Source organism: Cytobacillus oceanisediminis 2691 (genome assembly GCF_000294775.2).
Lineage (GTDB): Bacteria > Bacillota > Bacilli > Bacillales > Cytobacillaceae > Cytobacillus > Cytobacillus pseudoceanisediminis.
The window spans coordinates 4,963,286-4,978,554 of sequence record NZ_CP015506.1; the positions used below are offsets into that span (position 1 = coordinate 4,963,286).

A 15,269-nucleotide genomic window follows, 5' to 3' on the forward strand; every position below is an offset into this window, starting at 1 on the left:
TCGCAGCATTTAGAGACGCCCTCTGACCTTCCGGAAAAACTTAATAAAAGGCTTATATTTATCATTTACCAAACCAATAATCTCAGCAATAATCTGTGTCATTATTAATAAAGCAACTAGGATTATTAAAGAGCCCCACAAAGTTGAGGTGGAAAATAAAATGGCACTAATACTAAATAGTATTCCCAGCAGATATATAACCAATACAGTATTCCTATGAGATAGACCTAATGCCAATATTCTATGGTGCAAATGCGACTTATCAGGAGCAGATATTGGCTTTTTATTGATAACTCTTCGGATTATCGCAAATGCAGTGTCAAACACAGGTACACCAAGGATGATAACCGGTACAATAGTACTGAATAAAGTTACACTCTTATATAACCCCAATAGTGAAAGAACTGCTATTGCATACCCCAAGAAAAGAGCACCGGTATCACCCATAAAGATTTTAGCAGGATGGAAATTATAATATAGGAATCCAACGGTGCTGGCCAGTACAATTACGGCAAGGGTTAATATTAGAAACTTACCGTGAATTCCGGCCATAATACCTATGGTCGCTATCCCAATTGCTGATATCCCCCCAGCAAGTCCATCGAGACCGTCAATCAAATTCACAGCATTAGTAATTGCTACAATCCATAAGACAGAGATTGGAATTGCAAGAATTCCTAAATTAAATTTTTCCAAAAAAGGTATAGAAATAAAATCAATTGTCAATCCTGTACTTACAACTACTGCGGCAGCCATTATTTGGCCGAGCAGTTTATATTTGGCCGATAGCTCATATTTATCATCAAGAATACCAATAATAACGATGATAAACGCACCAATTATGATACCATTCATTTTCTGGGTGTATAGACCAGCGGCAAAGTAGCCGGCAATCACACCGATAAAGATAGCCAAGCCACCTAAACGGGGCATGATTTTAGCATGAACCTTTCTTTGATTGGGCTTATCTGTCGCATTAATTTTTATGGCAAGTTTTATAATAAATGGTGTTACAGCCAAAACCGTGACTAAAGAGACAAAAAATGCAAATATTAATTGTATAGTCATTTCGACTTCCCCTTTTTGAAGTTGAAAAAAATATTTTCAATCCTTCATTAGTTTAACACATGACAAGCATTATTCAATTTATAACAAATTAATTTTTCATTACATTTGTTTCAGATTAAACAGGTGTATTAAATCTACTCCTACTGTACTTAATTTTAATACGAAACTTTCCTCTGTCAATTATTATTTTCCTATATAAGCCTCTCTTCAAACCATGCAATTAAAGGAAAATCCCTCTTGGATTCACCAACAGGGATTTAAATAAATTATTTTTTGTTATAATAATTCATAATTCCTTTATATATTGCATCTGCCGCCCTTTGCCTGAAGGTATTGTTAGCAAGCTTCTTAGCATCTTCCGGGTTGGATATAAATGCAATTTCAACTAGGACGCTTGGTATTTTAGTGTATTTAATGACATAAAAGCTTCCTTGCTTTACTCCCCTGTCATTTGTCCCCATTGCCTTTACGAGTTCCTTTTGGATTTCCTCTGCAAGGAGTTTACTATCTGCCGAAGCATATGCAGTATTATAATATGTCTCTGTTCCATTTGGAGAAGACCCAGAATAAGCATTTACATGTATACTAACAAATAAATCCGCACCCTGACTATGCGCCATTTGTACGCGCTCATCCAAAGTAGGGTAAGTGTCGGAATTCCTGGTCATCATTACTTTAGCTAATGAATCATAGAGGCGAGCATTTACCCTTTTGGAAACATCCAGAACGATATCCTTTTCTAACATTCCATAACCAGAAGCTCCTGGGTCACTCCCGCCGTGGCCAGGATCTATCATAATGGTTTGGCCAACCGCCGGACCTCCCAGGATATTGCTTATGCTGGTAGAAACAGAAGCAGATCCCCCTAATATAGTAAAGGTTTGATACCCATTATTAATAATAGAATCCTTAGTAGCAGCAGGTATGCTAGATGAGGTTAATAAAATTGGGTTATTCCTCTTGGCTGCCAAAACGGAACCTGTTAAAGCATCAGCAAAATTCATACCTGTTGCAACAAAAGCTTGGGATTGCGACTTGTAATAGCGATTGGCAATATTAGACGCTACAGCAAAACGATCTTTTCCATCTATCCTTATTGCATTAGGCAGACTATTAAAGACGTTTTGCGATACACTCCCAGTTCCCCCGACTACAATTGTTTGATTTACCCCCCATTGGGAAATTATACTTTTAGTAGCATCCGGCATACTATTAGTATTCGTTAACAAAATAGGATATCCATTTCTTGCTGCATATGGAGCAATTGCAAGCGCATCCGGGAAATTCAACCCATATGCTACGACCACTCTATCCTTTTTCCCAATAGACTTAGCAATATTATTAGCAACGTCATATCGGTCCTGTCCCGAAATTCTATTAACGGAAATGCCCATAGCTCTTAATTCGGTAATTACTTGGTCAGACACACTTGCTTTTCCGCCTACAATTGTAACACTTTTTGCATTTAGTCTAATAATTTCCTGTTTTGTAACACTCGTAAGCTTCCCCGCATGAGTTAAAAGAATAGGTCCATTAAGTTTATAAGCTAACGGAGCAGCAGCCAATGCATCTGCATAGGCTGTATAATTAGCCAAAACCACATTAGCAGACGTCGACCAGCCCTTTTTTGAAACATTTACAGCAACCTCAAAACGATCCTGCCCGCCCAGTCTAGTTGTGTAACCTTCTGCTGACGTCTGAGCTGCAAGAAGCATGCTAAATGTGAATGTCAGCAAAAAAGTTACAAGCAATTTTTTCATTACTTTGCCTCCCTAATTATTCTCTCTATTATTTTATCGGAAATATTCGACAGGATTCTATAAAAATTCCAAAAAAAAATAAATTAGTATTATCGTCTCACAATATCTAAGACTATGCTAATAATGAATTCTTACATAAGAATCTTTTAAAAGCCTATCAAACTGTGTTTTTACAGAATGGTACCCTGTTGCGTAAAGACCCTTTTTAGGGTTGTAATTTCCGTATATATTCACGGCAGCATTAAGATTTGTTTGGAGATTAGCATCCTCCAATTGAAGCTTTCGAATTGGAAGTGATATTGTCTTTCCAGAGAATCTGTCTGTATATACCGAGATAAAATAGGTGGTTTTCAAAGGATGAATCTCACCGGTTTCCTCCAGTTCTTTTAAAGCTTGGCCTATAAGAGCATGTGGCGGATGCCCATCATGCCATGACATGGACCTAAATTCGGCATCAGGGAACTTAGATAGGTAATTCCGTATTTCATTTTTAATATTTTCTTTATTAAAGGTTCCATCCTCAAGTGTATTATCAAGAGTGTGGTCTTCTTTTACACCTAAAGTATTCGCTGCAATAAAATAATCATTTAAACGGATATCTCCAAACTCTTTCAATGAAATGTAACCATGCAAAAACCCTTCTTTGCCCGGATCATGATAAACACCATGCCACCAGCACCAAATTGGGGCATTATTCATATATTTTGCTCTCGATTCTTCATCATAATGACCATTTACAATCTCTCTAGCAACAGAATCGGAACCTTTTGAAAAAATACCTAAATATACATTTCGGTTTTTATTTAATTGATTCAATATATCAATGCCAAAGGTAAGCACCTCGTCATCAGCATGTGGCACGAGATAAATAATAGGAGCAGATGACTTTTTATGAAAGTGGATATCTGAAATGGCATTGTCACTTACCGAAGCTCGGCCTCCAAGTACAACCAGATTATTAACAATATTGTTTTCAAAAACATCAAGAGACTCGGAAGGCACAAAATCACTTCTCGTTAATACGATGGACGCCTTCTCTTTTGCTGCAGAAACCGAACCAGTTAAAGCATCGGCAAATGACATTCCCGTTGCTAAATAAATCGAGTCTGTAGGCATTTTTTCTCTATAAACATTCGCGGCAACCTCAAATCTATTTCTTCCGCCTATTCTATCTGGCTTTGGCAGCGCTCTTTCTACCAGTTTACTTACACTGGCTTCTCCGCCTATAATTAAAGACTTGCTTACCTTTTGCTTTTTTATTAAATCAGCTGTTTGTACAGGCAGTGACTTGGGCCTAGTTAGAAGAATCGGCACTTGATTTATGGCTGCATAAGAGGAGATCGATAGTGCATCTGGATAATTTAATCCATCTGCAATAATAACACTTTGCCAGTTATTTATTATTTTTGCTACATTGGCGGATACCTCAAATCGATCCTTACCGGAAATTCTCTCAACATTTTTAATACCTAATAAACGAATTTGATTAAGGACAGAATCCGATACACTGGCTTCTCCCCCAACAACCACGACTTTTTTAGGAACTAATCTCTTTATTTCTATTTTGGTAGCTTCTGTGAGTTTAGTTGCATGTGTTAATAAAATAGGAGCATCATATTTATATGCAAGCGGCCCTGCTGACAAGGCATCCGCAAAAGCGTTATAGTTAGCAAGTAAAACCGTGTTTGCACGATCCCATTTTCTTGATACATTTACCGCTACCTCGAAACGGTCTTCTCCCCCAAGTCTTTCTGGAAAGCTGTCTGCCAAGACTACATTCGTATGAAATAATAAACTAATAAGAAATAATGCAATAAAACTATAAAAATATCTTCTTTTCAATTTTGTTACATCTCCCTGTCAAGATTGACCCTTATTGACTTCAAAAAAAATTTTGTCTATCAAAACTGAATTAATCAATGAACAGCTGCACAACCTCCTAATTACCTAACTATCCCATAAATTAGTTATTTTTACACTAATGCTATATTAGCACAATTTTACTATATTTTATTACAAATATTACAAATTCCAATTTTTTCTATTTTCAGGAATAAAAAAAACCGAAACCCCCAAAGGTTTCGGTTTCTATACTAATTTAATTTTTTTACTCCACTAGAGTGAACATATCCGATCTTTCCATCTTTTTCAGAAATGATTTTATACCATACAGTACTTCCGCTTACAGATTGGCCCGTTACTTGGCCTAAAACAACTACTGGTATATTTGCCTTAGGGTATTTGTATAAAACAGTAGAACCTGAAGTTGTTGCTGCATTCCTAACATTAAAGGCTTCTGTAGTTACATATAAATTTTCTTTATTGTAATCCGCGCCACCCAGGAATTTGTCAATTTTATACATATGACCTGCCACTCTTGATCCCCAATTTGGGTCAGAGGCATACCAAGTGTTAACTCCAATCCCTTTATGGCCGGCAACCCCGCCATTATATTTCCATGAAGCAGGGTTTGTATAGCCTCTTGACATATATTCATCAGCGAATGCAATTACACTTGCTGTGAAACTGCTAAAACCTTCTGCTGCACTTTCAGGGTTTGAATCATATGCTTTAATACCATATAGATTCTTTTTCGCAGTAGCTATATCACTTACACCCCAGGCACTTTCATGGATAGCAGCTGCTAGAATGAACAATGCATTTATATTATAATCATTTTGCGCCTTAATCATGGAATCAATCAGGGCCTTGTCTCTTAGCGGACTCTGTCTGTTATACCGTTTTTCCCAAGCTTCGATATCGGTGTTATTATTTATAAATCTTAAGAGCTGGTCAGCCGTATAAGATGTTTTGCTCCTAATGGGAAGGTGTTGGAAGTATTGCTTATGAGTACCGACCGCCTGCCCATTTGAAAGATAAAACAGATAGCCATCCCAGCTGTAATAATTAATACCTGAGCTCATAAAACCAGGTGATTTACCAATTACTGTATTGACTCCCCTTACATTATGAATCAAATTTCCATTGCTAACATAATAATAGCTTCTATTTTTAACTGCATTCCATGGAAGCATGGAAACTTCTGATTGGAGTACATATCCATCAATATCTGCTACCCGCACTTTAACTCTGCGGTCATCAGCTGAGATATATTTCATTTCTGTTTGAGGAGCTACATATGTGATTTTACCCCCAGCAGAATTATAAACCTCTACTACCGAATTTCCAAGTGATGGAGACGCATAAACCATTCCACTTTGCATTTTGACTACTTGATCTCCAAAAACAGCAACTTCACTGTTATTTTTTAGAGGGACTGCATCCATACTGCTATAGTTTGTACTGCTTATATTCAATGAACCGTCATTATTTACAACTGCTTTTCTATAACTTATTAAAGATGTAACAGTTTTATCTGGCACTGAAGCAGGCCCGCCCAGGATGGTAAGATTGAACATTGATTTCTCAAAGATAACATTTTGGATAACAGGAACCGAGCGATCCGGGTGCGCAAGCAGAATAGGAGCTTTATTCTTAGCAGCAAGGACTGAACCCGTAAGGGCATCAGCAAATGTAAAACCAGTTGCTATGTATGCCTTATTTGTAGAATAATATCTTTTCGCAATGTTAGCGGCCACCTCAAATCTGTCTTTTCCCCCGATCCGAAGAGGATTTTTTCCCTTGCTTTGCAGTTCTTTATATACTGAATCACCGACGCTTCCAGGCCCCCCAATAATCACTGCTTGTTTTACAGTATCATTGTAAATTGCTGGTTTAATAATTTCAGGGATCTCAGTTAATCTAGAAAGTAAAATTGGGTAGCCTTCTTCAGCAGCATAAGGAGCAATTGCCAACGCATCCGGGAAGTTTAGGCCATATGCAACGATAACTTTATCGGAGCTGGTAAATTCTTTTGAAATGTTCCTGGATACCTCAAAGCGGTCACTTCCACCATATCTTTTTATCGTGGTGATTCCCGCATTTTTCAAGTCTGTCTCCACCGCTTTAGAAACGCTTCCTGTTCCTCCAATAATGATTGCTTTAACAGCCTTCAGCCTTTTAATTTCATCTCTAGTCGCAGAAGTTAATCGATCCTGATGGGTTAAAAGGATAGGAGCATTATTCTTATATGCAAGTGGCGTTGCCGTTAATGCATCAGCAAAAGCGGCATAATTTGTAATAACAACTGTATTCGAAGTGGACCATTCACTCTTTGAAACATTCACAGCAACTTCGAAACGGTCACTTCCGCCAAGTCTTTCAATAGTGGTTGCTGCTGAAGCATTCTCAGCACTACTGAAATTAAATAAAGCAATAACTAAAATAATGCTGCAAATACTATATAATAACTTTTTCACTTTTTATCCTCCAAATTTTTATTCCTTATAGGAGTAAGTAGGCAGTAAGTGTAAATATTTGACTATATAGGAACTTAAATATAAATTATCATCCTCCTTATTACTATTTTGTTACGATACTCTAAATCTATCAAAATGTGTAAAAGGAGTAAATGGTTTAATGCAATATTTGTCATTTAATCGTCATTTTTGTCTTATTTAAGTCGAAAAGGGGTCATTTCATATAAAAATGAAATGACCCCTTTTCTCTTTATTTCAAAAACTCTTTTATAGTATCCGCCATCGCCTCAGCTCTTTTTTCCTGTACAACACTATCAGCTAGAAGCTTAACTTCATTCGGATTTGAAATAAACCCTAGTTCAACCAAAACGGATGGCATAGCAGTCCATCTTGTTACAAATAAATTATGATCTTTAACACCAGTTGATGAATAGATTTTACTAATTTCTATTCCGGGATATACCAGGGATGCAGCAAGGTCCTCCGCAAATGATTTGCTTTTTACTGCTGCAGCTGAAGGGGTTGGGTCATAAGCGATGTTTGGCCCATTATAGCTTAGTTCCTTTGTTGATGATCCGTTTTTCACCAAAAACACTTTCCGGCTGGTATCCTCTCTTATAAATGGATATCTTTTTCCGCCTGATAAAACATATACATCTTTTACTTCAATAGCAGGTCGATAGGTACTATAATGAAGACTTAAACCCTTTGGCTGAGTAGAGAGATTAGAATCATGATGAATGCTAATAAATAAATCCGCCTTTGCATTATTAGCTATCTTGGCTCTAGAAGCTAAATCCACATAAACATCTCTATTAGGGTCTCGTGTGTAGACTACCTTTGCCCCCATATCTTTAAGATACCTTGAAACTTTCAAAGTAAATGAGTTATTCAAGTCAACTTCCCTTTTTCCATTTTTCACTGCACCAGGGTCTTTACCGCCATGACCAGGGTCCAAAACAATTACTTTTCCCTCTAATGGATTTTTTATAGGTTCAAGGGCTTGTCCAGTCAATATTAGGAATCTATCATTTGGAACTGACGCCGGGCCACCCAAAATTGTAAAATCTTTAATATTCTTATTTGAAATTACTTCCTTAACAGATGATGGAGTATATGCAGGACTAGCTAAAAGCATTGGAGAATTTTCCTTTGCCGCCAGAACAGAACCAGTAAGTGCATCTGCAAATGTCATCCCTGTAGCTATAAAGGCTTTACCTGCATTTGGATTTAACTGTCTTAAAATATTTGCAGATACTTCATATCTATCTTTTCCGGCAAGTCTTTTAACATTAGGCAGTAACTCTGACACTTTTGGCCCGACACTAGCCTCTCCACCTGAGATAATAGTTGATGATATATTTAATTCCTTAATAACATTCTTCATTATGGGATGCAGTTCAGTATTTTTCGTCAAAAGGATCGGATATCCTTTTTTGGCTGCATAAGGAGCAATGGAAAGAGCATCCGGGAAATTAAGTCCGTTTGCGATAACAGCAGTATCAGCTTCACCTAATCTTGTCGCTATTTTATAGGTTACCTCAAAACGGTCTTTACCACCAATTCTTTCTATATTGGTAATTCCCAACACCCTTAGTTCTTTAACAACGTCATTCGAAATACTCCCAGCACCGCCAATTAGAATGACCTTGTCGGCCCCAAGTCTAATAATCTCATTTCTTGTTAGACTATTTAATTTATTTGAAGCTGTCAGCAATATAGGTGAATCTTCCTTATATGCCAGCGGTGATGCTGCCAAAGCATCTGCAAAAGCTTCATAGTTTGCCAAGAAGATAGTTTTTGTCCCATTTGGCCACCCTGTTTGAGAGACATTTACGGCCACCTCAAAGCGGTCTTTACCTCCTAACCTTTTTGTATTAACTTCAGCTGACGCACTTAAAGTGTTAAAAGATAAAATTAAGATGAATACAAAGGTAATAACTGATACATACTTCTTCATAATATTCTCCCTGTTATGTATTTTAGTTCTAAAGAATCATTTATTTGCCAATTATAGCATAATACCACACTTCGGTTGACAAATTTCCAGAAAAAAAGCGTTACCCACACATCTGGGCAACGCTTTTAAATTAATTTTGCATACTCTTTAATGTGTTTTCAAGTCCGGTTCGCAGGTCTACCTGAGGCTGCCAATCCAACACATCAATTGTTTCTTTATTTGATAAAATACTATGTTTAATGTCGCCCTTCCTTTCAGGACCGAAGTTAGGTTCAACTTTATAAGATGATAATTCTGACATAATGGAATAAAGTTCATTTATACTCACTTTTTCTTGTCTAGACACATTCAAGATTTGGTTATCCCCATACTTTAATGCCTGGACATTCGCCTGGGCAACATCTGTAACATATACGAAGTCTCTTGTCTGGGTTCCATCTCCGTCAATAGTAAGCATTTCTTTATTTGAGATTTTATCAGAAAAAATTGCTACTACCCCGCCTTCGCCCTTGGCATCCTGTCTTGGACCGTAAACATTGGCATATCTTAAAATCGTGTATTTTAAGCCATGCAGTTTTTCAGACATTCTAAGATACCGTTCAACCGAATACTTTGAAACACCGTATGGCGCCAGAGGTTCTATGCTATGTTTTATATCAACAGGCAAATAATTGGGGGTTCCATATACAGCAGCACTGGATGCAAATATGACCTTTTGAGTGTTATACTTCACAGCATTTTCAATTACATTTAGGGAGCCACGAATATTAATTTCTTCATCCTCTTTCATGTCCAGCACAGATTCTGAAACGCTTACCTGTGCAGCCTGATGAATAATATATTGAGGTTTATGTTTTTTAAATATATCACTAAGCTTATCATCTAATATAGAGACTTCATAAAATGTTACCTTGTTTAAATCAATATTATTTACATTTCCAGTTCTAAGATTATCTACGACAACTACTTCATATCCCTGTTCAATCAGCAAATCAACTATATGAGATCCGATAAAACCGCAGCCGCCTGTCACTAAGACTTTTTCCATTTATTCCACCTTCTTATTCTCTGTCCATACACACATTATATAGAATTGTCATTTCAATTGCCAATCGACAGCCCTTAATGTTAGTATCTCTATTTTTTATTGAGACTTCACGTTTCTGCCTTTCAAAAACTTTCGTACGCCTTTTCCAATACCTTTCAGTACTAAAAAACCTGCAAAAAACAATAGGAATCCCCACAAACTAACAACTGCGTCATCGAACTCCATTTTCCCTCTTCCGGTAATTTTTTGCTGAATTTCTATAGCAAAAACTAAAATGACCATGAGGGTAAAAGTGTATATAAATGAAATTGAAGTAACACTATATTTAGCCAGCATTCTAAAAATAAAATGTACGAATAAAAAGGAGCATAAACCAACAATTCCAAAGACCCACAAATGTAAATCTTTATCTGTCAATTCCAAGCCTACAGTCTTAGTTGAACTTCCAATTAAATCGTGCAAAGCATTAACCACTTCTGTTAATAACAATATAAATTCCTTCAAAGTATTCCCTCTTTGCAATTAAGATAATTACATTATAAGATGTATTGCTCACTATTTGTCGAAAATAGGTATTTATTTTAATAAATTCAATTCTTTTTTTTACAAATTTTTGATATTCTATTAGTATTGTTTAAATAGCTTAGGAGGCTGCACAGATGGGGTCAAGAATAGAAAAAGGAACAAATAAAAAAAAGAAAAAATGGGTTAAAATCCTTATTGCTGCGTTTGGTATTTTGTTTATTGCACTGGGTGCATATGTTTTTTCAGTATATAACTCACTAACAGACGCAGTTGAAACGATGCATGAACCTATCGAAAGAGAAAAATCGGAGAAAAGACAAGAAAACATATCACTAAAAGAGGCTCAACCATTTTCCGTACTATTACTGGGCGTTGATCAGCGGAAGGGAGACACAGGCCGTTCCGACACTATGATTGTTATGACTGTCAATGCTGAGAAAAATTCAGTTAAAATGCTTAGCATTCCCCGTGATACAAGAACAGAGATTATAGGTAGAGGAACAGAAGATAAAATAAACCACGCTTATGCTTTTGGTGGCGTGAAGATGTCAATGGATACAGTCGAAAACTTTCTGGATATTCCAATAGACTACTATTTACAAGTAAACATGGAAGGCTTTAAGGATATCGTTGACTCAGTCGGTGGAGTTACAGTACAAAACAACTTTAGTTTCTCTCAAGATGGAAATAACTTTCCAAAAGGAGAAATTACTTTAAGCGGAAGTGAAGCTTTGGCCTACTCTAGAATGAGAAAAGAGGACCCAAATGGCGATTTCGGCCGTCAAGATCGACAGAAACAAATTATCAAGGGTGTAATTAAAGAAGGCGCAAGTTTAAATTCTCTAACGAACTATAGCAATATTTTCGGTGCATTAGGTAATAATGTAAAAACAAACCTCACATTTGATGAAATGGTTACCGTACAAAGTAAATATAGAAGCGCAAGCAAAAATATAGAGCAATTAAAGCTTGAAGGCAGCGGCACAAAAATTGGAGGTATTTATTATTATAGTGTACCGAATGAAGAAGAAATACGTATTCAAAATGAACTTAAAGAGCATTTAGGGTTATAAGAAATAGATTAATTGTTAAATCTAAAACAGCAGGCTCACTAGTCCCGGGTCTGCTATTTTTATTTCTTTCATAAATGGAAAAAGGCCACTTCTTAGAAGAAGGGCCGAAATTACTGTAATTATAAATTAATTTAATACATAAGCCTTACTATTTAAAATAGATGCCCTGCCAATAGAATGGTATTCTATATCTGAACTTCTCACTTGCTCTAGATCATATACATTCCTGCCGTCAAAAACAACAGGATTTTTCATTAACTGAGAGTAGTTTGATGGTTTAAGTTCCACGATTTCTTCCCAATCCGTCATGATGAATGCAATATCAGCATCAGCTAAAGCTTCATTAAGGCTATCTGCATATTGCACACTAGAGTTTAAAATATTCTTTGCATTATCAGCGGCAATTGGGTCATAGGCAATAACTGCTGCTCCAGCCTTCACCAACAGGTCTGATACTATTATAGATGGCGCTTCACGCATATCATCTGTATTAGGCTTGAAAGCCAATCCTAATAATGCGACTCTTTTGCCACCCAAGTTCCCGAATCGTTGAATCGCTTTACTAACTAAAAGCTGCTGCTGGTTATTATTCACATTAATCACTGACTGCAGAAGTTCAAAGTCGTGGTTAACATTTTGAGCTATTTGAACTAATGCATGTGTATCTTTAGGAAAGCAAGAGCCTCCATAGCCAATCCCCGCATTAAGAAACTGGCTTCCAATCCTGCTATCCTGCCCCATTCCTCTAGCTACATCAATAACATCCGCTCCAACCTTTTCGCAAATATTAGCGATTTCATTAATAAAGCTGATTTTTGTTGCCAGAAAGGCATTTGAGGCATACTTAATCATTTCTGCACTGCGCACATCCGTTTTAAATACCGGAATGCCAAAAGGTTTATTTACTTCCTCAATTAAATTTGCTGCCTGCTCACTATCTGCACCTATAACAATCCGGTCACCATTGAAAGTATCATATACCGCTGAACCTTCACGGAGAAACTCTGGATTTGAGACAATATTTATCTTAATATCTAGTTTTAGGTTATTATCAATTACTTGCTTTATATAATGATTGGTACCTACTGGAACCGTACTTTTCGTTACAACAACAAGATCCTTTTGGGCATGCTCAGCAATACTGTTTGCTACAGCGTCTACATAGATTAGATCTGCTGAGCCATCTGCTTTTTGAGGTGTGCCAACAGCGATATAAACAGCATCTGCATCCTGAAATCCTTCTTTATAATCTGTTGTAAAGAAGAGCCTATTTTCATGTATGTTTTTTTGCATTAACTCTTCTAAGCCAGGTTCATAAATAGGTGATTTACCTGCGCGCATATTTGCAACTTTTTTCTCATCTATATCAATACACGTTACGTAGTGGCCTATTTCTGATAAAGCAACACCAGTCACTAAGCCAACGTAGCCCGTTCCAACTACTGCAATTTTCATTTTATTCAATCCTTTATTTAACTTATCGATGTTATTGATTAATCAGCTCTTTCTCCAAAACCTTTTTAAGATAGTCGACTACATCATGACGGAGATCATCTCTATTTAACGCAAAATCTACAGTTGCTTTGATAAATCCAAACTTATCACCCACATCATAGCGTATACCTTCAAAATCATATGCTAATACTGCTTGGTTCTCATTTAGAATATTAATAGCATCTGTTAACTGAATCTCTCCGCCAGCTCCAGGAGGTAGCGAAGCAAGAATATCAAATATTTCAGGACGTAAGATATATCTTCCCATAATCGCAAAATTTGAAGGTGCTTCTTCTCGTTTTGGCTTTTCCACTAAAGTGTCAATAGGAATAATAGATTCATCAAGCTCAAAACCTTTTGGTGCAATAATTCCGTATTTTGATACATCTTCCTGATCAACCTGCTGCACACCTACCACAGATGAGTGATAACGATCATAAACCTCAATAAGTTGTTTCAAGCAAGGCTTTTTAGCTTGAACAATATCATCACCGAGGAGAACTGCGAATGGCTCATTCCCAATAAACCGGCTTGCACAATAAATGGCATGCCCCAGCCCCTTAGGTTCCTTTTGCCGGATATAGTGGATATTAACCATGTTAGAGATTGTCTGCACTTCCTCCAGCTGTACCCACTTTTCCTTCTTTGCAAGGGTTTCTTCCAACTCATATGATTTATCGAAATGGTCTTCTATTGCCCTTTTTCCACGTCCGCTTACAATAATAATATCTTCAATTCCAGCTTCAACCGCTTCTTCTACAATATATTGGATCGTTGGTTTATCTACAATCGGAAGCATTTCCTTTGGCTGAGCTTTTGTGGCTGGCAAAAAACGAGTCCCAAGACCTGCAGCGGGAATAATTGCCTTTCTTACTTTCATCTACGTGGTTCCTCCCAAACTATAAAATTCATGACTTATATACTATAATAATATGATATTCAGACAAAAAATTACAAAATCACATATCAATTATAGTAGAGTTTACAATAAAAGTCACTGCTAATTTGTATAATAGGTCCTATACCATTTTACAAACTCAGCAAGGCCATCTTTTAATGTTGTCGAAGGGGCGTATCCCACTTTCATTTGAAGATCTTCAATATCCGCATAAGTCGCTTCAACATCACCAGCCTGCATTGGAAGGAACTCCATATTTGCCTTTTTGCCTAATAATTCTTCTAAGGTGTTAATGAATTCCATTAACTCTACTGGTTTATTATTTCCGATATTGAAAATTTGATAAGGTGCATAACTAGTACCTGGATCAGGATTTTTTCTATCCCAATCTTTATTCGGCTGGGGAGCCTTATCAATTAATCTCACAATACCTTCAACAATATCATCAATAAATGTAAAGTCTCTCTTCATCTTTCCATGATTAAAGACTTTGATAGGCTCTTCATTTAATATTTTCTGTGTGAAAGAAAAATAAGCCATATCTGGTCTTCCCCACGGCCCATATACTGTAAAGAAGCGCAAGCCTGTTGTTGGAATTCCATACAAATGGCTATATGTGTGTGCCATTAACTCATTTGCTTTCTTCGTCGCAGCATAAAGGCTGACAGGGTGGTCCACATTATCATGAACTGAGAAAGGCATCTTTACATTAGCGCCATAAACTGAGCTTGAAGAGGCATACAATAAATGCTTTACCTTGCTGTTACGGCAACCCTCTAATATGTTAGTAAAACCTACTAAATTTGAATCTATATAAGCATTTGGATTTTCCAGGCTATATCTTACCCCTGCCTGGGCCGCAAGGTTAATAACTACCTCAAACTTATTGTTTTGAAATAAATTCTCTATTTTATATCGATCTGCTAAATCTGTTTCATAAAAAGTAAAATTAGAATAGTCTTCAAGTATGGCAAGACGATCTTGCTTTAACTTTGTATCATAATAGTCATTGATGTTATCTATTCCTATAACATTAAAGCCCTCTTTTAGGAGTCTATTTGTTAGATGAAATCCGACAAACCCTGCTGCACCTGTTACGAGTATAGTCATATAAGTATAATCCT

Annotated in this window: 11 protein-coding genes; 1 reads left to right on the forward strand and 10 read right to left on the reverse strand. The window is 36.7% G+C overall.

Annotation, left to right across the window (positions count from 1 at the left end; genetic code table 11):
- Nucleotides 1-9: 9 nt before the first annotated feature.
- The 7 genes from A361_RS24885 to A361_RS24915 form a co-directional block, all read right to left on the reverse strand.
- A complete protein-coding gene (locus A361_RS24885) occupies nt 10-1,068 on the reverse strand; it encodes a glycosyltransferase family 4 protein (RefSeq protein ID WP_019380786.1) in 1,059 nt (352 codons plus the stop codon).
- A gap of 266 nt (nt 1,069-1,334) precedes the next feature.
- Complete coding sequence (locus A361_RS24890) at nt 1,335-2,828, reverse strand: cell wall-binding repeat-containing protein (protein WP_019380785.1); 1,494 nt, start codon at nt 2,826-2,828, stop codon at nt 1,335-1,337.
- Nucleotides 2,829-2,945: 117 nt separating this feature from the next.
- Entirely contained in the window at nt 2,946-4,670 is a 1,725-nt protein-coding gene (locus A361_RS24895) for a cell wall-binding repeat-containing protein (RefSeq protein WP_019380784.1), read from the reverse strand.
- 251 nt (nt 4,671-4,921) lie between these two features.
- The gene (locus A361_RS24900; RefSeq protein ID WP_019380783.1) at nt 4,922-7,147 is read right to left on the reverse strand and encodes a cell wall-binding repeat-containing protein; all 2,226 of its coding nucleotides are present in this window, start codon (nt 7,145-7,147) and stop codon (nt 4,922-4,924) included.
- A gap of 250 nt (nt 7,148-7,397) precedes the next feature.
- Nucleotides 7,398-9,107 carry a cell wall-binding repeat-containing protein gene (locus tag A361_RS24905; RefSeq protein ID WP_019380782.1) on the reverse strand — a complete coding sequence of 570 codons (1,710 nt, stop codon included), beginning with the start codon at nt 9,105-9,107 and terminating at the stop codon, nt 7,398-7,400.
- 130 nt (nt 9,108-9,237) lie between these two features.
- Nucleotides 9,238-10,155 (reverse strand): NAD-dependent epimerase/dehydratase family protein, encoded by a 918-nt coding sequence (locus tag A361_RS24910; RefSeq protein WP_019380781.1) that lies wholly within the window; start codon nt 10,153-10,155, stop codon nt 9,238-9,240.
- Between the two features lie 96 nt (nt 10,156-10,251).
- A complete protein-coding gene (locus A361_RS24915; protein WP_019380780.1) occupies nt 10,252-10,659 on the reverse strand; it encodes a hypothetical protein in 408 nt (135 codons plus the stop codon).
- Nucleotides 10,660-10,814: 155 nt separating this feature from the next.
- Here A361_RS24915 and A361_RS24920 point away from each other — a divergent pair, with 155 nt between their 5' ends.
- A complete protein-coding gene (locus tag A361_RS24920; RefSeq protein WP_019380779.1) occupies nt 10,815-11,753 on the forward strand; it encodes a LytR family transcriptional regulator in 939 nt (312 codons plus the stop codon).
- A gap of 126 nt (nt 11,754-11,879) precedes the next feature.
- Here A361_RS24920 and A361_RS24925 read toward each other — a convergent pair whose 3' ends face one another.
- The 3 genes from A361_RS24925 to A361_RS24935 form a co-directional block, all read right to left on the reverse strand.
- Nucleotides 11,880-13,208 carry a UDP-glucose dehydrogenase family protein gene (locus tag A361_RS24925; RefSeq protein ID WP_019380778.1) on the reverse strand — a complete coding sequence of 443 codons (1,329 nt, stop codon included), beginning with the start codon at nt 13,206-13,208 and terminating at the stop codon, nt 11,880-11,882.
- Nucleotides 13,209-13,239: 31 nt separating this feature from the next.
- Complete coding sequence (galU, locus tag A361_RS24930; RefSeq protein WP_019380777.1) at nt 13,240-14,127, reverse strand: UTP--glucose-1-phosphate uridylyltransferase GalU; 888 nt, start codon at nt 14,125-14,127, stop codon at nt 13,240-13,242.
- A 120-nt stretch (nt 14,128-14,247) separates the two neighbouring features.
- Nucleotides 14,248-15,255 (reverse strand): NAD-dependent epimerase, encoded by a 1,008-nt coding sequence (locus tag A361_RS24935; RefSeq protein WP_019380776.1) that lies wholly within the window; start codon nt 15,253-15,255, stop codon nt 14,248-14,250.
- Between the last annotated feature and the right edge of the window lie 14 nt (nt 15,256-15,269).